The sequence below is a fragment of the Vagococcus proximus genome (assembly GCF_029143285.1).
GTDB classification, from domain to species: domain Bacteria; phylum Bacillota; class Bacilli; order Lactobacillales; family Vagococcaceae; genus Vagococcus_D; species Vagococcus_D proximus.
In genome coordinates this window covers 250199-270727 of sequence record NZ_JAPDSH010000002.1, presented here as the reverse complement: position 1 = coordinate 270727, position 20529 = coordinate 250199, and the positions used below count along the sequence as shown (strand labels likewise).

Sequence of the window (20529 nt, the reverse complement as noted above, 5' to 3'; positions counted from 1 at the left end):
TCTACCACTCTCTACCCCATAAGGGTCTGAATTAATTCTTCTAAAATCGTTATTTCTTCAGTTTTTCCTAACTGATGTTTTACAGTATTCAAAGCGCATATAGCTTTATTATAATGCTCCGATAGCGCTTCTTGCGCTCCTCTAACACCTAAAAGAGAAGTATAGGTGCTTTTGTTTAACGCTTCATCCATACCGGTATGCTTCCCTATTTCGGCCTCATCACCCAATACATCAAGTAAATCATCCTTAATTTGAAACGCAACACCAAAATTATCCGCATACGTCATCATCTCTGCCATAATAGCTTCAGGTTGGTTAGTTAAATAACAGCCTGCTTCTACAGCAAAATGAATTAGAGCACCCGTTTTTTTCTCATGAACAGCTTGAAGTTCTTCTAAAGTCAGTATTGTTTTCTCGCCTTCTATATCACCAACTTGTCCACCAATCATACCTTTTGATCCAGATGCTTTTGTCAATTCTGTCATTAACCATACTTTTTGCGTGCTAGATAAGTCACTAATAGCCACTAGATGCAACGCTTCTGTAAGCAAACCGTCTCCCGCTAAAATAGCAAGAGCCTCACCGTATACAATATGGTTAGTAGGCTTCCCTCGTCTTAGTTCATCATTATCCATCGCTGGTAAATCATCGTGAATTAAAGAATATGTGTGAATCATTTCTAAGGCACCTGCAATTTGAAAGTGACCTTTTGAAAGTGTTGAGCCAAAGAAATCAATCGTCGCTAATAGTAATAAAGGACGTAGACGCTTACCACCTGCTTCTAACGAGTAAGACATACTTTCAAATAGAGTTCGTTCGGATGCATTCTTTTCTAAAACATTTGTTATTTCTGACATCACATAAGGTAAGTACTCTTTCGAAAAGCTCTCTTTAGTCATCTAATTACCACTCTCATCAAATACGACTTCTTCATTCGTTTCTGTCATAATTTTAGTTAAAGTCGTTTCTGCATTTGTTAGTGTCTCTTGACAAACTTTACTTAACTCAATCCCCTTTTGGAAATGATCTAAAGCCTGCTCCAATGGAACATCACCTTGTTCTAATTCTCTTACAATCGACTCTAATGCCATCATAGACTCTTCAAATGTCATTTCTTCTTTTTTAGCCATTATTTCTCCTCACTTTCATCCGTCTTATTTCTTATCTCATTTACCGATACGTCGGCTTCACCATCACTAAAATGCAGCGTCACCACATCATCTTGTTCCAAATCAGAAACCGATGTTAACAATTTATCCGGGGTTGTCACATAGGTATATCCTCTGCTCATTGTTTTGAGAGGACTTAAAATATCCAACGATTGAATTTGCCTACCTAAATCGATCTCTTTTTGTTTCATATAAGCCTTTATGACCTGTTCTAACTGGGCACGATTATGAGTCAGTTGCTGTGAGGATTGCTCGACTTTGCGACTTGGATTTTGTAGATAAAGTTTATTTATAACCTCTATCATATGCTCTTTCTTACCAGATACAATGGCTAATCCTTCCTGCTGAAATCGTCTAACGAGCATATCTAACTTAACACTGAAACCTTCATATAAACGTTCTGGTTGCTTGAATACAAATGATTCTTGAGTGCGAGCAAAGCGTTGCTTTTGCCTCTCCAGTTGATACACATAACTTTTAACCAGTCTGTTTTCTTTTTCTTTTATTTTAAGTAACTCATCCGATAAAACAGGTACTGCTAATTCAGCAGCAGCTGTCGGAGTTGCTGCCCGAACATCCGCTACTAGGTCAGCAATAGTCGTATCTGTTTCATGACCCACTGAAGAAATAACAGGCAAATTCATCGAAACAATCTTACGCGCTACATTCTCTTCGTTGAATGGCCACAAATCTTCAATAGAGCCTCCACCACGAGCTACAATAACCGTATCAAAATTACCCATTTCTTCTATTCTATCTAAGTTATCACAGATGTTTTGAGCTGCCTTATCCCCTTGAACTAATGTTGGAAATAATACTAGCTGCGCAATGGGGTAACGGCGCTTAACCGTTGTCATAATATCACGTATAACTGCGCCACTAGGACTGGTTACCACTGCGACACGCTTTGGATAACGCGGAAGCTCTTTTTTAGGTAATGAAAATAATCCCTCCCGCTCTAATTTCTCACGTAATTCTGCAAGTGCTTGATACAAAGCACCCACGCCATCTGGCTCCATATGCTCAATCGTAATTTGATAATTACCACTCGCTTCATAAACAGACACTCGGCCAACTACCAAAACCTTCATTCCTTCTTTAGGTTGAAACTTCAATTTTTGATAAGCACCTTTAAACATCACAGCACCGATCTTAGCCTTGTCATCTTTCAAACTAAAGTATTGATGAGCATTAGGACGAGGTCTAAAATTTGAAATTTCACCCGTCAAATAGACGCGACCTAAATGTGGATCAACTTCAAATTTTCGTTTAATATATTTAGTTAACGCTGTAACTGATAAATACTTTTCCGCCACAAGATGACCCCTTCACTTACTCTTTATTTTTTTGCATTATCTATTGTTTGACGCATTAACATCGTAATCGTCATAGGCCCTACCCCTTTAGGAACAGGGGTGATTAGCGACACTTTTTCAAGCATATCGTCGAAATCAACATCCCCAATCAATTTACCTTCGGGGCTTCTATTCATCCCAACATCTATTACAACAGCACCTTCTTTAACATGACTACTATTGATGAAATGTCCTCTACCAATCGCTACAACTAACACATCTGCTTGTTGTGTAATAGCTTTTAAATCCTTAGTTTTAGAGTGAGTAATGGTTACTGTCGCATCCTCTTGTAATAATAAGTGTGCCATTGGTTTCCCTACAATATTACTACGACCAACAACAACAGCGTGTTTCCCTACTAACGAAACATTATATTTTTTCAATAACATCATAATCCCGTACGGTGTGCATGGAATCAACTCTGCATCACCCGACATCATTTTACCTATATTAAGAGGATGAAAACCGTCTACATCTTTCTTTGCATCGATCGCTAAAAGTACTTTTTCCTCGTCAATATGAGCCGGCAACGGCAATTGAACAAGAATACCATGGTAAACTCTATCCTCATTATACTTTTTGATCAATTCTAATAGTTCTTTTTCAGTAATTGATTCTGGCAAACGTTCAATTTTAGAGTTAATCCCTATCTTTTCAGCAGCTCGTTCTTTGTTTTTCACATATGTTTGACTAGCTGGATTTTCTCCTACTATCATTACGACTAAACCAGGTTTGACTGGCATTTTTTTTACTTCTTCAATCATCTCTAATTGCAGTTCATCCGCAAGTTCGCGACCATTCATTATCATTCCCATTTTAGCCCTCTTTTCAAATTAGTCTTTCCTATCATTTTATCATAAACAACCCATTCGATAAAGCTAGGACAAACTACCTATAAAGAATAAAAAAAAGAAAACTTAGAGGTTATCCCTCTAAATCTTCTTTCTTAATAATATTTGATAAGACACCATTGACAAATTTACGTGAGTCGTCATCACTATATTTTTTAGTTAATTCCAGTGCTTCATTTAGCGCTACTTTCGCTGGAATATCTTGACTATATTTCATTTCAAAGATAGCAATGCGCATGATGATCAAATCTGGTTTAGCAATACGTGCTAATGTCCATTTCTTTAAATTATCTTGAATTAAAGTATCTAACTCTTCTTTATGAGAGCAAACACCTTCAACAAGTTGGTCTAAGTAAGTCGGAATAAACATATCGCCTTCTTCACTAACTAGCTCAGCGTTATTGTACTCTAAAGCATAAGCGATTGCGTCTTCTTTTGTTGTTTCGTTAGAAAAATCAAAAGGGTACAACGCTTGTAATGCTTTTTCTCTTATTTCATGTCTTGTAAATTCCACTCTACTCATCCTCTTCTGAATCAAATAATTCGTCAAAATTTGGGCCTTCTAATTTCTCAGGTACAACCCCAACAACATGAATATTAACTTCTGAAAGGTCAATATCTGTCATGTATAAGACTTGTTGTTTAACCGCCTCTTGCATTGCTAGCGCTACTTTAGGGACAGTAACACCATAATTTAAGTAACAATATAATTCTACTTTCAAACCATCTTCATCATTTTTTAAGAAGACACCTTTACCATGTGACGCTCTACCAAAAAGTTCAGTAACGTTAGATGCTAAGTTACCGCGCATTCCGTAAACACCTTCAACTTTTGAGGCCGCAATACCAATAATTACCTCGATAACTTCTGGCGCAATAACAATATCGCCACCAATCATTTCAGTGTCATTATTTATTACAAATGTTTCTTCAGACATGAGAACTCCTCCTTTTTGATTAAGCACGTGATACGTAAGATCCCTCTACCGTGTTAATAATTAATTTATCCTCTGCATTAACAAAGAATGGGACTTGGACAACTAAACCTGTCTCCATAATAGCTGGTTTAGAACCACCTGAAGAAGTATCACCTTTAATCCCAGGTTCTGTTTCTTTAACTGCTAAAGTCACTGTATTTGGTAAATCGACACCAATCGTTTCACTACCATACATGATAATATTACACATGCTATTTTCTAATAAATATTTTAATTCATCTTTAATTTGTTCTTCTGGCAATTCGATTTGCTCGTAGTTTTCAGTATCCATAAAGACATGGTTGCCACCACTTTCATATAAATACTGCATTTTACGGTTATCAATTTGAGCTTTGGCAACTTTTTCGCCACCACGGAATGTTTTTTCTTGCATCGCACCAGTGCGTAAATTTTTTAATTTTGAGCGAACAAACGCTGCTCCTTTACCTGGTTTTACATGTTGGAAATCCATTACACGCCAAATACCGCCGTCTACTTCAATTGTTAAACCTGTTTTAAAATCATTTACTGAAATCATACACTGCCTCCTAATTAAATACTCTCCCCTAGTTTATCATTAAACTAGGCGTGTTGTCATTAGGAATATCAGTAAAATAGTTGGTTTAGACTTAAATAATAATTAGACCTCTAGGTGAGTGAGTCAAAATTTCTACTCCCTTTTCAGTAACTAACATATCATCTTCAATTCTAACCCCACCGACACCTGGGTAGTACAAGCCCGGTTCATTAGTTATCACATTACCAGGTACAAACTTTTTCTCTGCCATGCGAGATACATTTGGACCTTCGTGAATTTCTAAACCAATACCATGCCCTGTAGAATGACCAAACGCTTCTGCACAACCAAGTGTCTCAAAATAATCTCGAGCAACAGCATCAAGCTCAACGCCTGACATACCTGGTTTAGCAGCCTCAGTAACCTTTAACTGCGCATCTAAGACACGTTGGTGGATTTCTTTAAGCTCTTCACCTGGATCACCTAACGCAATCGTACGGGTCATATCAGACACATACCCTTCATAGTAACAGCCAAAATCAATCGTAATCATGTCACCTTGTTCTATAACTTTATCACTAGCAACGCCATGAGGCATAGCTGAACGCACCCCACTTGCTACAATCGTTTCAAATGATACACTTGTCGCTCCTAAAGAACGCATATAAAAGTCTAATTCATTTGCCACTTGAATCTCTGTCATACCTGGTTTAATGTAATCTAAAATATGTTTAAAGGCACTATCAGCAATCTCGCACGCTTTACGAATGATTTTCATTTCTGATTCTTCTTTAACTTCTCTCAGTTCTTCAATCATACCTGCTACAGGAACTAATCCTGTTTCAAGCATTTCAGCTAATGTTGTATACGTCGCAAACGACATGTGTTCTTCTTCAAACGCCATATTAATCAAACCATCTGATTTAATAATTTTAGCTACTTCATCAAAAATCGGACCCATATTTTGAATAAATGTGTAGTCAGGACATTGCTTTGCAACTTGCTCAGCGTATCTAAAGTCACTTACAAAATAAGCCTCTTTCTTCGTGATAACTGCTAGACCTGTTGTCCCTGTAAATCCTGTTAAATATCTTAAATTATATGGACTTGTTATTAAAAATGACTCTAATTCCGCCTCTTGCATCTTAACTCTTAACTTTTCAATACGATTCATCATAAAAGTAGCCCTCTTTCTTTTTGTAGTATTACTAGCATTATAGCAAAACAATAACATTTTTAAAACTAAACCACCTAGAACATACAAAAAAACCGCTTCTCTTCAAAAGAGAAACGGTTTAACTAGTTATTATTGAGCAACTGGGTATACTGAAACTTGTTTTTTGTCACGGCCTTTACGTTCGAAACGTACCACGCCATCACATTTAGCAAATAAAGTATCGTCGCCACCTTTACCAACGTTTACACCTGGGTAAATTCTAGTTCCGCGTTGACGGTATAAAATTGAACCACCTGTAACAGTTTGGCCGTCAGCACGTTTAGCGCCTAGACGTTTTGATTGTGAATCACGACCATTGGCAGTAGAACCACCACCTTTTTTTGTCGCGAAGAATTGTAAATTCATTTTCAACATAGTGTTGCACCTCCTATTAATTGTTAATAGTTTTAAGACTAATAAAGTCTGAATATTCTTCTTGTAACCCTTGTAAACCCAACACAAGACTTTCTAATAAAAGTTGCGATTTAGCTGATTGTTCGTCAGTAATATCATCATACGTTTCTAAGTATAAATACCCTTCATCCACTGCATCTACCTCTACAATAGGAGTAAATCCAGCTAAAGCGTCAATACTATTGATCGTATTAAATGCTAATGCCGAAACACCCGCACATACAATATCACTACCATAAGGACCGCTATTAGCATGACCTGAAAGTTCAAATGAAACAATCTGACCTGTTGCTTGTCGCTTAAATGTCGCTTCAATCATCCTTAATCCCTCTTTCGTTAGCTAACCTTACGCGTTGATTGAGTCAATGACAACTTTAGTATACGGTTGACGGTGACCTTGTTTACGGTGAGTGTGTTTTTTAGGTTTGTATTTGAAAGTAACAACTTTCTTTTGTTTACCTTGTTTTTCAACAGTTCCTTCTACTGTAGCACCTTTAACTGTAGGAGTTCCAACTTTTGTTGTTTCTCCGCCAACTAAGATAACTTCATCAAAGACAACTTTTTGTCCTGCTTCTACGTCTAATTTCTCAACGTAAATTGCTTGACCTACTTCTACTTTTACTTGCTTACCACCTGTTTTAACAATTGCGTACATGCTGTTAAGCACCTCCTTATTTTTTAACTTAGACTCGCCATCGTAAGCGATCGATCAAGATTCTTAATTACTCACTTTGTGCGGTTGTAGTTGTGGTGCCCACAATTACAACATTAACATTTTATCAAATATAAAAATATAAGTCAAGACATTTCAGACCTAAACCCTATACTTATTTTATAGTAGTAAAGTTTACACTTCAGTCGTGACAAAGAAACCCGTTAAATCTGCTTCTCTAATAACAGCTGAATCTAATAATTTTTGTAAATTATCAGCCATGTAATGTGTCGCATATATTTTTCCATCTCTCAACCATTGATCGATGTATCCTAATACACCATAAATCATAAAATTCATTAGTAACTGCTTCGGAATATTATGCTCTGTTTTTTGATTAGTCTTTTCATTGTAGACTTCTATATAGCTATGTAATTTATCACTTAACATTCTTTGATATTCAGCCGCATCATCTTCCTTGAGTAATACTGTAAAGAAATCAGGTCGCTCATCCACATACTCGAATACATTAGTTAAAAATAAACGGGGTTGAATACTACCGTCTGGTAACTCTCGTTCAATAATTGAACGTTCGAAGAATTCATTAACTAATTCTGTCATCATAGCTTTAACAAATGTTTCTTTATCTTTAAAGTGAAGATAAAAAGTTCCTCTTGTTACTTGAGCTGTCTCAGTTAAATCTTTTACGTTAATACTATTAAGCTTTCCATTTGCTATCAGCGTAAAAAATGCTGACTTTAATTTTCTTTTAGTCTTCAGTACACGAGGGTCTATTTTAGTCATTAGTTTATATTCCTTCTTTCAATTTATATATATATATGTCGTTTTCATTTAACGTTCGTATAATAATTTGTTTTTATAATAAAATCAGTATAGCTTGAATTTTTTTATTTGTCTAGACTACTATTTATCTAAAATTTGCCTATTAACCCTAATTTTTTAGAATAAAAAACATACTAACTCTAACTAGTGGATAAAAGCAACTTTTTTCATTCAAGCTATTGACTTATACACCATATACTTATATAATAAGTTTGTTCGGTAAAAAACGTCATAGTAGCTCAGCCGGATAGAGCATCCGCCTTCTAAGCGGACGGTCGGGGGTTCGAATCCCTCCTGTGACATAACGTTTAAAAGAGTAAGTAATCTTAAGATTACTTACTCTTTTTTTGTAATCATAATCAATAAAAAAAGATAAGACGTAATGAAACGTCTTATCTATGGCAATAGCCTCTTCTATTATTTTTCATGTGATTATCATTATGATTATTACTATCCATCATTCTTTTACCTCCAGATGATCTCTTCTCTTTATTAAGAAGAAACTCATCTCCTGTCATTCCATTACGATTTCTATCTTGGTGATGGTCACTCATACTAGTCATATTTGAATTTTCCGAATCAAAACTACTAGCCGAACTCATCGCGCCAAATGCAGCTAATCCCAATACTACCGTTGTACCTACAATAAGAATTTTTTTCATAAAGACAACTCCTTTTAGCTTGTTATATTACTTGTTCATAATATAACAATATCTAGTACTTCTCAATACAACTCACTGTTGTTTCAAGTAAGTTTCACAACTTATTCATATAATCATTAAACACTCACATTTACAAAAAAAAGGTTTCCTATTATAAGGAAACCTTTTCGTTATTTTTCGTAATTAATAAGACACCATCGCCTAATGGTACTAGACTTGCAGTTAAGTCCGGTGATGCCATTACCCTGTCAAACAACTCATTTAATTTACGATGTATCGCACGTTGACTTCTATGAATTTCTTCAATAGGTTGGAAGATTGTCCCCCCTTGAAGAACATCATCAATCATAATAACACCGCCTGTTTTTAAAACACGTAAACAATCTGGTAAAAATTCGATATATTTTGATTTGGCACTATCCATAAAAATGAAGTCATACGGCCCTTCTAAAGTTGGTAAAATATCTGCAGCTTGACCTTCAAGTAACGTTACTTTATCTGTAATTCCTTGTTTTTCAAAATTAGCTTTTGCCTTTTCAATCATCACATCGAAACGGTCAATTGTCGTTACGTGTCCATCATCTCCAACAAATTCATTCATTAGACTTGCTGAAAAGCCAATAGCCGTCCCAATTTCTAAAATATTTTTAGGTTTTAATTGCCCTAATAAAAACTGCATAAACACAACTGTCTCATGAGGGATAACGGGTACACCATTTTCATTAGCTACTTTTTGAAGATCTCCTACTGGACCAGTCAGCTGTTTTTGACCATTACGCATAAAATCAATAACCTCTTGTTTGACAACAGGCATATTCATCATTCTATTTTGCATTTACTTTCAAACTCCTATACTAATCTCTCTTTTTTTCAAATCGCTCGGGATATCTTTCTCTTAACATCGTTATATTTTGCTTTGCAACCTCTTCAAACGGAATACCCGCCCACTCAGAGATTTGAGAAAGGTACCATAGAACATCTCCCATCTCTTTTATCAAAGCCTCTTTAGTTAAATCATAATGGTCAAATGTATATTTCTGAATTAGTTCTAAAACTTCTCCTGTTTCACTAGCTAGACCTAATGCACACTTAGTTAAAACCTGCTCATCACCCGCTAACGATTGATTAGCTAACCCTTGATACTCATTAAATTCCATAACTGACTCATCCTTATCTTATAAAATTAATCTAAGTCTAAATACTTTTCAATAACTTCCCAAGCTTCTTCCTTACCTTTTTTTGTCTCAGATGAGAACAAAATAAAGTCATCGTTATTATCAAAATCTAACGCTTTTTTGACAATAGACTCATGCTTATTCCACTTACCTTTTGGTACTTTATCTGCTTTCGTTGCAACAACAATAGCTGGGATATCATAGAATTTTAAAAACTGATACATTTGCACATCCTCAACACTAGGCTTATGACGGATGTCCACTAAACAAATTACTGCTTGGAGTTGATCTCTTTGCGTAAGGTATGTTTCGATCATTGCACCCCATTTAGCACGTTCGGTTTTTGAGACTTTAGCATAACCATATCCTGGAACATCCACAAAATGAAACTTATCTTCAATAATATAGAAGTTCAATGTCTGTGTTTTTCCGGGCTTACTAGATGTTCTCGCTAAATTTTTTCTGTTAATCAACGTATTAATAAAAGAAGATTTCCCAACATTCGAACGGCCCGCTAAAGCGATTTCCGGGATATCTACTTCCGGGTATTGTTTTGGTGCAACCGCACTGATTACGATATCTGCATTATGTACTTTCATTTTGACACTCCTTGTGACCCATTCTTTACAAAACTTCTCTTGAACAGGTTCCTTTTCTAAATCTTTATCTATTTTAGCATACTTATAACGCTCACACTACTGATGTGATAAATAAAAAAAAACAGAGAGCACGCTCTCTGTTTATTTTTTATCTTTTAAGATCAATTCAGGATTTTCTCCTGTTTCAACCGTATGTTCTGTAATAATGACTTTTTCAATATCATCACGCATCGGAATTTCATACATAATATCAAGCATAATATGCTCAATAATCGAGCGTAAACCACGAGCTCCTGTATTACGTTCAATTGCTTGTTTCGCAATTAATTCTAATGCTTCAGGTTTGAATTCTAACTCAGTCTCATCTAATGACAATAATTTTTTATATTGTTTAACTAGAGCATTTTTAGGCTCCGTTAAGATACGTACTAAGTCTGCAACTGTTAATTTCTCTAAAGCTGTCATGACAGGTAAACGACCAATAAATTCTGGAATAAGCCCAAATTTCAATAAGTCTTCTGGAATAATAGCTTGCATAATACTTTCTTCTTCATCAAGCTTAGTATTACTTGTTCCAAAACCAATCACTTTTTCACCTAAACGTTCTTTAACGATTGTTTCAATGCCATCAAACGCGCCGCCTACAATGAATAGAATATTAGTCGTATCAATTTGAATCAGCTCTTGTTGAGGGTGCTTACGTCCTCCTTGAGGTGGTACGCTAGCAACTGTTCCTTCAAGTATCTTAAGTAAAGCCTGTTGCACTCCTTCACCAGATACATCTCGAGTAATCGAAACATTCTCACCCTTACGAGCAATCTTATCAATTTCATCGATATAAATGATACCTTTTTGAGCACGTTCAACATTAAAGTCAGCTGATTGTAATAGTTTAAGTAAGATATTTTCAACATCTTCTCCAACATATCCTGCTTCTGTCAGGCTCGTTGCATCAGCAATCGCAAACGGTACATTTAAAGTACGCGCTAATGTTTGAGCTAGGAATGTTTTACCTGAACCAGTCGGTCCAATCAAACAGATGTTACTCTTTTGAAGCTCTACACCATCTTCGGATACTTCTTCATTACTTACACGCTTATAGTGATTGTATACCGCAACTGATAATGTTTTTTTAGCTCTATCTTGACCAACTACATAATCATTTAATGCATTCACAATTTCATTAGGTTTAAGCACATCTAATTCTTCTGGAATAGACTCTTCACGAAACTCTTCATCAATGATTTCTTTACACAAGTCAATACATTCATTACAAATATAAATGCCAGGGCCTGCTACAACTTTTTTCACTTCATCTTGATTTTTACCACAAAATGAACATCTAACAGTTCCTGCTTCGTCTGTATTATCGTACATTGTTACCCTCCTACCTATCAGAAAATAGCATTATTTTAGCGCTATTTCCATTTGATTAATTTTAACATAAAACTAAAAATACTTTTAGTTTTATGCTATTTAAGATAAAAAAGAGCAAAGGGGATACCTTCGCTCTTACTAGTTTTGATTATTAAGCTTCTTTAGCAGTATCAGTGATTACGTCTAAAGCTTTTTTCAATACGATATCATGTTTTAACATGTCGTCTGATAAAACTTTACGAACAGCATCTTCTTCCATTGCATAAGTTTCAGCTAATGTTGAAATTTCTTTAGCAAGATCTTCGTCGTTAGCTTCAAATTTTTCAGCAGCAGCGATTGCTTCGATAACTAAGTTAGTTTTAACACGAACTTCAGCTTCACCTTCAAATTGTTTATGTAAGTCAGCTTCAGTAGTACCAGTTAATTGGTAGTACATTTCTGGTTGGATTCCTTGACGTTGCATGTTGTTTAAGAATTCTTCCATAGCGCGGTGTACTTCAGCGTGAACCATTTCACCTGGTAGGTCAACGATTTCAGCATTGTCAACAGCTTGTTGAATAGCTAATTCTTGAACAGCTTCTTTAGCAGCATTTAATTTACTTACTTCTAAATCAGTACGGATTTTAGCTTTTAAGTCAGCTAATGTTTCAACAGAATCATCAACATCTTTAGCAAATTCGTCATCTAATTTTGGTAATTCTTTTGATTTAACTTCATGAACAGTAACTTCAAAGATAGCTTCTGCTCCAGCTAAATCAGCTGAATGATATTCTTCAGGGAAAGTTACTTTAACTTCTACTGATTCGCCAGCTTTAGCGCCAACTAATTGTTCTTCGAAACCTGGGATGAATGATGATGAACCTAACTCTAATGAGTAGTTTTCAGCAGATCCGCCGTCAAATGCAACGCCGTCTTTCATACCTTTGTAGTCGATAACAACAGTATCGCCATTAGCTGCTGCAGTTTCTTTTAAAACTAATTCAGCTAAACCAGCTTGTTTAGTAGCAATAGCTTCGTCAACTTCAGCGTCAGTTACTTCAGTATTTTGTTTTTCAACTGTTAAGTTTTTGTACTCACCTAATTTAACTTCAGGTTTCATAGTTACAACAGCTGAGATAACCCAGTTAGAGTCAGCTTCCATTTTTTCGATGTTAATTTGTGGTTGAACAACTGGTTCAACACCTGCTTCAGCGATAGCTTTTTCGTAAGCTGCTGGTAATAAAGCATTTAATGTATCTTCGTATAATGATGCTTCACCATACATTTTGTTAAACATTTGGCGAGAGATTTTACCTTTACGGAAACCTGGCGCTGAGATGTTTTTCTTAACTTTATTAAATGTGTTAGTTAATTCTTGTGCTACTAATTCTTTTTCGATTTCAAATGTTAATACACCATCGTTGGTGCCTTTCTTTTCAAACTTGGCAGTCATATTATATTACCCTCCAGAAATTTTTTCTTATTCACAATTCTATCAATTGCATACCCCACAATAGTACACTATTGTGGGGTAAAAGTAAACAATATTACAACAAATACTCCCTAAAAACAAGGGGTTATTGCATGATTTTTACTAATTCTTTTTGAATCAACTCAAGCAACTCTTTATTTTTATCAAAGGCCTCGCTGTTTTGCTCTTCTTCAGTAAATTCTACTTCTAAATAATTAGAAAGTAACTGTTTAACCCAAAGGGAAACGTCAGTTAACCATGTATCTGCAAAAGGATACATCACACTAAAATTTACTCTCAACTCTTCTAACATTTGGGTCTGGAAGACATCTTCATATTCTTCGAGTTTCTTCTCAAGAACTTCCTTAGCTTCTAAATAAGTACGTTGCTCACCTGGTGATGGTATCTCACTAATAGCCACTACACAACGTTCTCCATAAATGTTAATAATCTCGTATTCTTCTGATATACAAATTGCAACAACCGATTCTAAAAGAGATTGTCTGAGCAATAACGGAAGCTCGTCATTAACCAATAACTCTTTAACGACATCAATATAATCATTTTTAGGCAGCTTCTCCAATAACTTTAATGTACCCATTTGCTGGTAAAACGGTTGGACTTTTATCTCTCGTCCTTCTGCCTTATAAGCTTTTATCTTTTCAGGATTGAACATAGCATATTGTTCTTCACTTGTATCCACTAACCTTAGTAGCTCTTCTTCATTTTTTATACGAGAACGATTTTTCTTGATCATTTTACGACTTTTAATGAATTCTTGATTTCCAAGTAACAATTGGATATAGGTCATAAATAACTCTTCCTCTTCGAAGTAGCCTTGTAACATCTCTTCACATACACCTAAAGCCTCTTGGAATTTCCCTTCAGCCATCAATAGTTTTACAATTTTAGTATTGGCTAAAAAATCAGGCTGTAAATCATAAGCCTCTTCATACAACGTAAGGGCCTCTTCATTTTCCCCTGTAGCCTCAGCGTCTTGCGCCATTTTCATGTAACCTTCAAAATTTTTCGGGAATTCTATCCTGTCTCCCATAATTGTTCATCCTTCCAAACATTCTATTTAATTTGGCCATTGTAAGCCTTTAATGTATTTATCGTTACAACACTAGTATCACTGAACAAATCACCGATATGTTGTTTCTTAGGGGTGAATGCAGCTACTATATAGCCTAACATTAATGGCCCTATTTGCAAAATAAAACGACAAGCACCCTCTCTAACTAATACCGTTGCCCAACTTAAGTCTTCCTCTGTAAAACTTACTACTTTCAACCCAAAAATCATCTTTCCAATCGTTTGTCCATTCGTATATTTCGTAAGTAATACAAAATATAGGAGATAAATAACAACAGATAAGAAAGCACTTAACGCGGTATTTAGTGTTACCATCATTGAAAGCATACCTAAAATAAGACCTGTTAAACTTCCAATACACATAGTATCCACGACAAATGCCCAAACTCTCATCCAAAAACCTGCATAAAAATAAATCGGAAAATCATGATAGTGATGGACTGGCTCCCGGTCTTCTTCTAAACGAGTAAGGTGATCCCATTGCCTACTATTTTCATCTCTTAATTCAGATAATTCCTCTTTACTCTTATTATCCTCTTTATTATGAATAAAAAAATCAGTCGCGTCTTTGTTAAGTTTAGATTTCGCCTGTTCTTGCTCACTCATGAAAGAAACTTCTTTCGTTTCTTTCAGCAAAGTATCTTCTTTATCTTCATTTTCTTTTTGAGTTTCTTGCTTTTTTTTCCATGTTTCTAAATCTTGTTCTGATGGAAAATCTGGCAAACCATTTGACTGTTGTTCTTCCTTATAGTCCTCATTATTATCTGACATCCTATTCACCCCCATACTGGTACATCAAGCGAGGTGCTTCTGTTGTACTGCTATTTTTAACAATTGAATCCATATCTACTTTTTGGTTCTTAAACATTTTTTTAGCACTTGCACCTAACCAGCTTTTCCCTAAATAGCCAGACAATAACTTACTTGACGCCTCATATTCAACCACTGAAGCCTCTTTTAATTTTTTATCTTTACGTAATCCTTCTAACGCTTGATCAGGAAAACCAATTTCATCTACTAAGCCATTTTCTAAAGCTTGAGTTCCATCGTAAATACGACCATCAGCAATTTTTTTAACATCTTCTACAGGCATACTACGGCCTTCGGAAATCAAATTAACAAAACGATTGTATGATGTATCTACCATTTCTTGTAATACTTCTCGATCTTTTTCAGTCCATTTACGTGTAGATGATCCTATATCTTTCAGATCCCCACTTTTAACTGATTCATCTTTAACACCTAACTTATCAAGAAGACCTGACATATTTAACCCAGACATAATAACACCAATTGACCCTGTCATTGTTTCTTCTGTAGCAAATATTTTATCAGCTTTAGCCGAAATATAATAACCACCACTGGCTGCCATATTCTTCATTGAAACATAAATCGGAAGTTTTCTATCTTTCTGTAAATGAGTTAACGCGCGAGAAATCTCAGCACTTTCATAAACGCCGCCTCCTGGAGAATTCACCTCTAATAGAATTCCTTTAACGGTCTCATCTTCTTCTATTTTCTTTAGAGTTGACATGAAGATATCATGATTATAGCCTTCACTTCCAAAAAGTCCGCCTTCTTCTGAAGGTCCTATTGTGCCATCTACTTTAAGCAGCGCAATCTTTTCATCAAGTGAACGCTCCGTCACAACAACTTCTGTCACACCATCTTCAGATAATACATCTGTAACCGAATCATTTGTCGAACCAAATGAAAATCCTCTCACTACCAAAAGTGCCACTGCAATACCTATAGCTACCCATCTTTTCTTTGTCATATTTTTCCCTCGCTTATATAAATTTCAAAAAAAAGACCTGAAGTTTTACTCCAGATCCTTCGACAAATTATTAACTGTCCAACTTTAGACAGTTGTTCACTTTAAGCTTGTAATAATTCGTATATTTCCATACCTACTAAATCAATATCATCAAATTGATAAACCTGACGAGTATCTGTTTCAGTAAGCTCGAACATCTCAGCAGATGAATCAAAAGTTACGGTACAACGTTCGTTGCCTTCACGCTCAAAACGGCGTACTTGAATTTCATTGTCTGTTGCTTCAGTCATAGCTTCTAATCTTTTAATAATAGCCACTAATTGTGAGTTTTTCATAGGGCAAGCCTCCTTCAATATCACTTCCTGTTATATTGTATCAGACTATCTGATAACATGCACCGAAAAAATGTGAATTTTAAGTTATTTTTTTTTAACTTTTTTTACAATAAAGTCCAATACCTTACAATCAGGTTTTATTTATCCCACCATAGCTTTATTAAGGCTTGTGTACCATCATTTTCATGACCTTCAGCCATTAATTTCTCATACAATTCTTTAGCTTTCTCTGTTGCAGGTAAGGAAATTTCCATCTTTTCCGCTTCATCAAGAGCTATTTTTAAATCTTTTACAAAATGCTTAACAAAGAAACCCGCTGAATAGTCTTCTCTTAGGATGCGCGGCGCATAATTAGCAAGCGACCAATTTGCTGCACTACCTCCACCAACCGTATCTAATACTTTTTCAAGATCTAATCCAGCCTCTTTAGCATACACCAGTAACTCAGTCATCCCTGTCATTGTTCCTGCAATCATAATTTGATTAGCCATTTTTGTATGTTGGCCCGCACCAGCTTCGCCTTGTAAGTTAACCTTAGCGCCAAAAACTGAAAGAACAGGTTCAATTTCATTGTAAGTTTTAGCATCTCCACCCACCATGATGGTCAATGTTCCATTTTTTGCACCTAAATCGCCGCCTGAAACAGGTGCGTCTAATGCAACAGCGTTTTCTTTTGCTGCATAATCTGCTATTTTTTTAGCAAGAGCAGGCGTACTTGTTGTCATGTCTACAATTACTTTCCCCTTAACATTTGACTTGAAGATACCTGTTTCACCAAAATAAATTTCTTCAACATCTGAAGGATAGCCTACCATTGAAAAAATAAGCTCACTGTTTTCTGTGACTTCTTTAGGTGTTTCTGCCCATGTCGCACCTAACTCTACCAACTCATCAGTTTTACTTTTTGTACGATTATACACAGTCACTGTATAGTTTGCATTCAGTAAATGTTTAACAATTGACGCACCCATAACACCCGTACCTATAAACCCTATTTTTTTCATTTCTATCCCTCCAACTTTCTTTTATTGTTACCTTGATTATACCCTTTTTAACACTTAATCCCCAAGTTTTATGTTCAATTTTTAGAAAATAAAAAAACACACCTAAGAAGTCTTAGATGTGTTAAAAAGTATTATTTTGTGTATGCTTCAACTAAAGCTACAACTTCGTCAGCAGTATCACATTCATTGATTGCTTTATCTGCTAATTCAGCCATTTTAGCTGAGTCTAAACGTTTCATTAAGCTACGAGTTTTCAGAACACTTGTTGCGCTCATTGAGAACTCATCTAACCCTAAACCAACTAACAGTGGAACTGCAGTTTGGTCGCCGGCCATCTCGCCACACATACCTGCCCATTTACCTTCAGCATGAGCTGCATCGATAACGTTTTTAAGTAAACGTAAAATCGCTGGGTTATAAGGTTGGTATAAGTATGAAACGCGTTCGTTCATACGGTCAGCAGCCATTGTGTATTGAATTAAATCGTTCGTACCAACACTGAAGAAGTCAACTTCTTTAGCGAATTTGTCCGCGATTACAGCAGCAGCTGGAATCTCGATCATGATACCTACTTGAATATCTTCAGCAACAGCAACGCCTTCTGATACTAATTTAGCTTTTTCTTCTTCTAACATTGCTTTAGCACTTCTGAATTCAGGAAGTGTTGCAATCATAGGGAACATGATGCGTAATTGACCATGAACAGACGCACGTAATAACGCACGTAACTGTGTACGGAACATAGCATCTTCAGCTAAACAGATACGAATCGCACGGTATCCAAGGAATGGATTCATTTCATGCGGTAACGTTAAGTAAGGTAATTCTTTATCCCCACCGATGTCCATTGTACGAACAACAACAGGTTTTCCATTCATACCCTCTAAAACAGCTTTATAAGCTTCGTATTGAGCATCTTCCGTAGGGAAGTCTGGAGAATCCATATATAAGAATTCAGTACGGTATAAACCAACAGCTTCAGCGCCATTTCCGTTAACACCATCTAAATCTTTAGGAGTTCCAATATTAGCAGCTAATTCGATGTGTTTGCCATCTGCTGTGACTGTTTGAGCGTCTTTCAACTTATCCCATTCAGCTTTAAGAGCGGCAAATTCATCACCTTTTTTAGCTACTGCAGCTTTTTCTTCATCCGTTGGGTTGATGAATGTTTCACCGTCAATACCATTAACAGCTAACATAGTACCATCTTCAACTTTTGAAGTAATCTCCATTGTTCCAACGATAGCTGGAATTTCAAGAGAACGAGCCATAATAGCAGAGTGAGACGTACGTCCCCCAATATCAGTAACAAACGCTTTAACATAACGACGGTCTAATTGAGCCGTGTCACTTGGTGTTAAGTCATGAGCCACAACAACAACTTCTTCATCAATCATTGATGGGTTAGGTAATTTAACACCTAATAAATGACTTAATACACGTTTAGTTACATCTTTAATGTCAGCAGCACGTTCTTGCATGTAAGGGTTATCTTCCATAGCTTCGAACATACCGATAAACATATCTGTTACTTCTTTTAAGCCTGATTCAGCATTGACTTTATTATCTCGAATACTTGATTCGATACTACCAATCATCTCTGGATCAGATAGAACCATTAAATGTGCGTCAAAAACTTGCGCTTCTTCTTCACCTAATGTTTCTGCTGCTTTATTACGAATAGCTTGAAGCTCTTCAGTAGATTTAGCTAGCGCATCAGCAAGACGAGCTACTTCCCCTTCTGAATCTTCAACGGTTTTTTTTGCGAATGTTAAATCAGGTTGTACAAGCATATAAGCTTTGGCAACCGCTACGCCATCACTTGCTGCAATCCCTTTTAATAATTCTGACATTATGCAGACAAACCTTCTTTAGTCATTGTATCAGCAATCGCTGTCATAGCTTCTGCTTCGTCAGCACCTTCAGTAGTGATAGTTACGTCAGCACCTTGGCCAACACCTAAAGACATAACGCCCATGATAGATTTAAGGTTAACTGATTTACCTTTGTACTCTAAGTTAATATCAGAGTTAAATTTGCTAGCTGTTTGAACTAATAAAGTTGCAGGACGAGCGTGGATCCCAGTATCAGCAATAATGTTAAAGTTTTTTGTTTCCATAATTATCATTCTCCCTTGAGTGTTTTTTAATGAATCAGAGTTTCCATAACCGTTATTTGACCATAGACAAATTATAGTTAGGGTACTCTTTCTCCAATAAAGATTACCATTTTTTTATGATTCTTACAACAGTTTTATATTCAAAGACTTATATGTTAAATGAAACTTTATTTTTCATCTGTAGGATTAGGTATATATCTATAAATAACACTCCCTCCTAAACACGCTTCTCCTACTATTTCTTTACGCTTCGGATGTGCTAACCATGCTGTCCTGCATAGTAAAAAATGATCCCGATCAATGACCAACTCTTTTATTTCTCCAGAAACTAATCGGTCTAATTCCGCTTGATAATCCAAGTTATACCCTCCATTCTCTATCTTTTTACTATACTATCATACTACCACACTATAGTTTTTTTACTGAGTAAAATGTCCCTTTTAAAAATTGTGAATTTTAATTGTCTAAATCAAGTATATTCTTTGAAGTTTCTTTGATAAAGCGTTATACTTTAATTATAAAATAACAAGAATTTTTAATCACAACTTACAAGTGATTAGCAAATACTTTCGTGAGGTGAGCATGATGAAATTGATTGACGTAACAAACAGCTACCCTGATTTAGTTAGCCAACAACTTGCAAACACAGATGCCAACTTTATCAAGGTCTACAGTATTGGAAAAACTTCAGTAATTTACACAGAAGCACCACGACATAAGGAAATCCTTATTACCAACCGAACACGTAATATCAACCAATCAGAAATAGATACCGTTTTACGTCGACTAGTCAAAGATGAAAATGACCGACAAAATTTAAATATGATTAAACTACATGGGATTGTAGAAATGTCTATCCCTGTTGCACCAGATTCTGCTGTAGTCTCATAACTAGTGGTTACTTTATTTTAGATTGATTCCATTAAAAATTTATAAAAAGAC

The 20529-nt window shown here is 35.8% G+C and carries 27 protein-coding genes, 1 tRNA gene and 1 other annotated feature; of the genes, 2 read left to right on the top strand and 26 right to left on the bottom strand.

Translation table 11 applies throughout. The features are described from left to right. Window positions 1-11: 11 nt before the first annotated feature. The 12 genes from OL233_RS03865 to OL233_RS03810 all read right to left on the bottom strand — a co-directional run bounded on the left by OL233_RS03865 (window position 12) and on the right by OL233_RS03810 (window position 7955). Complete coding sequence (locus tag OL233_RS03865; RefSeq protein ID WP_275471047.1) at window positions 12-899, bottom strand: polyprenyl synthetase family protein; 888 nt, start codon at window positions 897-899, stop codon at window positions 12-14. Continuing rightward, complete coding sequence (locus OL233_RS03860) at window positions 900-1130, bottom strand: exodeoxyribonuclease VII small subunit (RefSeq protein ID WP_275471046.1); 231 nt, start codon at window positions 1128-1130, stop codon at window positions 900-902. Further along, a complete protein-coding gene (gene xseA, locus OL233_RS03855) occupies window positions 1130-2485 on the bottom strand; it encodes an exodeoxyribonuclease VII large subunit (RefSeq protein ID WP_275471045.1) in 1356 nt (451 codons plus the stop codon). Before xseA ends, OL233_RS03860 begins: the two co-directional genes overlap by 1 nt. Window positions 2486-2508: 23 nt before the next feature. Next, window positions 2509-3339, bottom strand: coding sequence for a bifunctional methylenetetrahydrofolate dehydrogenase/methenyltetrahydrofolate cyclohydrolase FolD (gene folD, locus OL233_RS03850; RefSeq protein WP_275471044.1), 831 nt, complete (start codon window positions 3337-3339; stop codon window positions 2509-2511). A gap of 109 nt (window positions 3340-3448) precedes the next feature. Further along, the gene (gene nusB / locus OL233_RS03845; RefSeq protein WP_275471189.1) at window positions 3449-3898 is read right to left on the bottom strand and encodes a transcription antitermination factor NusB; all 450 of its coding nucleotides are present in this window, start codon (window positions 3896-3898) and stop codon (window positions 3449-3451) included. Further along, entirely contained in the window at window positions 3891-4313 is a 423-nt protein-coding gene (locus OL233_RS03840; RefSeq protein WP_275471043.1) for an Asp23/Gls24 family envelope stress response protein, read from the bottom strand. The genes nusB and OL233_RS03840 overlap by 8 nt, the downstream gene beginning before the upstream one ends. 19 nt (window positions 4314-4332) lie before the next feature. Continuing rightward, window positions 4333-4890, bottom strand: coding sequence for an elongation factor P (efp, locus tag OL233_RS03835; RefSeq protein WP_275471042.1), 558 nt, complete (start codon window positions 4888-4890; stop codon window positions 4333-4335). 91 nt (window positions 4891-4981) lie between these two features. Continuing rightward, window positions 4982-6046 carry a M24 family metallopeptidase gene (locus OL233_RS03830; protein ID WP_275471041.1) on the bottom strand — a complete coding sequence of 355 codons (1065 nt, stop codon included), beginning with the start codon at window positions 6044-6046 and terminating at the stop codon, window positions 4982-4984. Window positions 6047-6175: 129 nt separating this feature from the next. Continuing rightward, window positions 6176-6460: a 50S ribosomal protein L27 gene (rpmA, locus tag OL233_RS03825; RefSeq protein WP_126831429.1), complete on the bottom strand. Its 285-nt coding sequence runs from the start codon at window positions 6458-6460 to the stop codon at window positions 6176-6178. 16 nt (window positions 6461-6476) lie between these two features. After that, window positions 6477-6818 (bottom strand): ribosomal-processing cysteine protease Prp, encoded by a 342-nt coding sequence (locus OL233_RS03820; protein WP_275471040.1) that lies wholly within the window; start codon window positions 6816-6818, stop codon window positions 6477-6479. 27 nt (window positions 6819-6845) lie between these two features. After that, the gene (gene rplU, locus OL233_RS03815) at window positions 6846-7154 is read right to left on the bottom strand and encodes a 50S ribosomal protein L21 (protein WP_126831431.1); all 309 of its coding nucleotides are present in this window, start codon (window positions 7152-7154) and stop codon (window positions 6846-6848) included. Between the two features lie 20 nt (window positions 7155-7174). After that, window positions 7175-7250 (bottom strand) — a sequence feature (ribosomal protein L21 leader region). A 96-nt stretch (window positions 7251-7346) separates the two neighbouring features. Next, window positions 7347-7955: a TetR/AcrR family transcriptional regulator gene (locus OL233_RS03810; protein ID WP_275471039.1), complete on the bottom strand. Its 609-nt coding sequence runs from the start codon at window positions 7953-7955 to the stop codon at window positions 7347-7349. 267 nt (window positions 7956-8222) lie between these two features. Here OL233_RS03810 and OL233_RS03805 point away from each other — a divergent pair. Then, window positions 8223-8296 (top strand) — tRNA-Arg (locus OL233_RS03805). A 90-nt stretch (window positions 8297-8386) separates the two neighbouring features. Here the strand turns inward: OL233_RS03805 and OL233_RS03800 are convergent. The 14 genes from OL233_RS03800 to ykzS all read right to left on the bottom strand — a co-directional run bounded on the left by OL233_RS03800 (window position 8387) and on the right by ykzS (window position 19946). Further along, a complete protein-coding gene (locus OL233_RS03800; RefSeq protein WP_275471038.1) occupies window positions 8387-8656 on the bottom strand; it encodes a hypothetical protein in 270 nt (89 codons plus the stop codon). A 151-nt stretch (window positions 8657-8807) separates the two neighbouring features. Continuing rightward, window positions 8808-9491, bottom strand: coding sequence for an O-methyltransferase (locus OL233_RS03795; RefSeq protein ID WP_275471037.1), 684 nt, complete (start codon window positions 9489-9491; stop codon window positions 8808-8810). A 19-nt stretch (window positions 9492-9510) separates the two neighbouring features. Continuing rightward, window positions 9511-9813, bottom strand: a complete 303-nt coding sequence (locus tag OL233_RS03790; RefSeq protein WP_275471036.1) for a nucleoside triphosphate pyrophosphohydrolase family protein — start codon at window positions 9811-9813, stop codon at window positions 9511-9513. Window positions 9814-9839: 26 nt separating this feature from the next. Next, window positions 9840-10430 (bottom strand): ribosome biogenesis GTP-binding protein YihA/YsxC, encoded by a 591-nt coding sequence (gene yihA / locus OL233_RS03785; RefSeq protein WP_126831436.1) that lies wholly within the window; start codon window positions 10428-10430, stop codon window positions 9840-9842. Between the two features lie 141 nt (window positions 10431-10571). Continuing rightward, the gene (gene clpX / locus OL233_RS03780; RefSeq protein WP_275471035.1) at window positions 10572-11807 is read right to left on the bottom strand and encodes an ATP-dependent Clp protease ATP-binding subunit ClpX; all 1236 of its coding nucleotides are present in this window, start codon (window positions 11805-11807) and stop codon (window positions 10572-10574) included. Window positions 11808-11958: 151 nt separating this feature from the next. Then, a complete protein-coding gene (gene tig, locus OL233_RS03775; protein ID WP_275471034.1) occupies window positions 11959-13239 on the bottom strand; it encodes a trigger factor in 1281 nt (426 codons plus the stop codon). A 124-nt stretch (window positions 13240-13363) separates the two neighbouring features. Then, window positions 13364-14311 carry a tetratricopeptide repeat protein gene (locus OL233_RS03770; protein WP_275471033.1) on the bottom strand — a complete coding sequence of 316 codons (948 nt, stop codon included), beginning with the start codon at window positions 14309-14311 and terminating at the stop codon, window positions 13364-13366. A gap of 23 nt (window positions 14312-14334) precedes the next feature. Further along, window positions 14335-14958 carry an RDD family protein gene (locus OL233_RS03765; RefSeq protein WP_437184401.1) on the bottom strand — a complete coding sequence of 208 codons (624 nt, stop codon included), beginning with the start codon at window positions 14956-14958 and terminating at the stop codon, window positions 14335-14337. 166 nt (window positions 14959-15124) lie between these two features. Further along, the gene (gene sppA / locus OL233_RS03760) at window positions 15125-16129 is read right to left on the bottom strand and encodes a signal peptide peptidase SppA (protein ID WP_275471031.1); all 1005 of its coding nucleotides are present in this window, start codon (window positions 16127-16129) and stop codon (window positions 15125-15127) included. A gap of 101 nt (window positions 16130-16230) precedes the next feature. Further along, a complete protein-coding gene (locus OL233_RS03755; protein WP_126831441.1) occupies window positions 16231-16464 on the bottom strand; it encodes a YkuJ family protein in 234 nt (77 codons plus the stop codon). A 137-nt stretch (window positions 16465-16601) separates the two neighbouring features. After that, a complete protein-coding gene (locus OL233_RS03750) occupies window positions 16602-17474 on the bottom strand; it encodes an NAD(P)-dependent oxidoreductase (protein ID WP_367618489.1) in 873 nt (290 codons plus the stop codon). Between the two features lie 125 nt (window positions 17475-17599). Next, window positions 17600-19321, bottom strand: coding sequence for a phosphoenolpyruvate--protein phosphotransferase (gene ptsP / locus OL233_RS03745; protein WP_275471029.1), 1722 nt, complete (start codon window positions 19319-19321; stop codon window positions 17600-17602). Then, the gene (locus OL233_RS03740; protein ID WP_126831444.1) at window positions 19321-19587 is read right to left on the bottom strand and encodes a phosphocarrier protein HPr; all 267 of its coding nucleotides are present in this window, start codon (window positions 19585-19587) and stop codon (window positions 19321-19323) included. The genes ptsP and OL233_RS03740 overlap by 1 nt, the downstream gene beginning before the upstream one ends. Window positions 19588-19754: 167 nt before the next feature. Then, on the bottom strand, window positions 19755-19946 hold the full coding sequence (gene ykzS / locus OL233_RS03735) for a protein YkzS (RefSeq protein ID WP_275471028.1): 192 nt from the start codon (window positions 19944-19946) through the stop codon (window positions 19755-19757). Window positions 19947-20169: 223 nt separating this feature from the next. On the opposite strand from ykzS, the gene OL233_RS03730 reads away from it, so the two are divergent. Next, window positions 20170-20478: a DUF1827 family protein gene (locus OL233_RS03730; RefSeq protein WP_367618488.1), complete on the top strand. Its 309-nt coding sequence runs from the start codon at window positions 20170-20172 to the stop codon at window positions 20476-20478. Window positions 20479-20529: the final 51 nt, after the last annotated feature.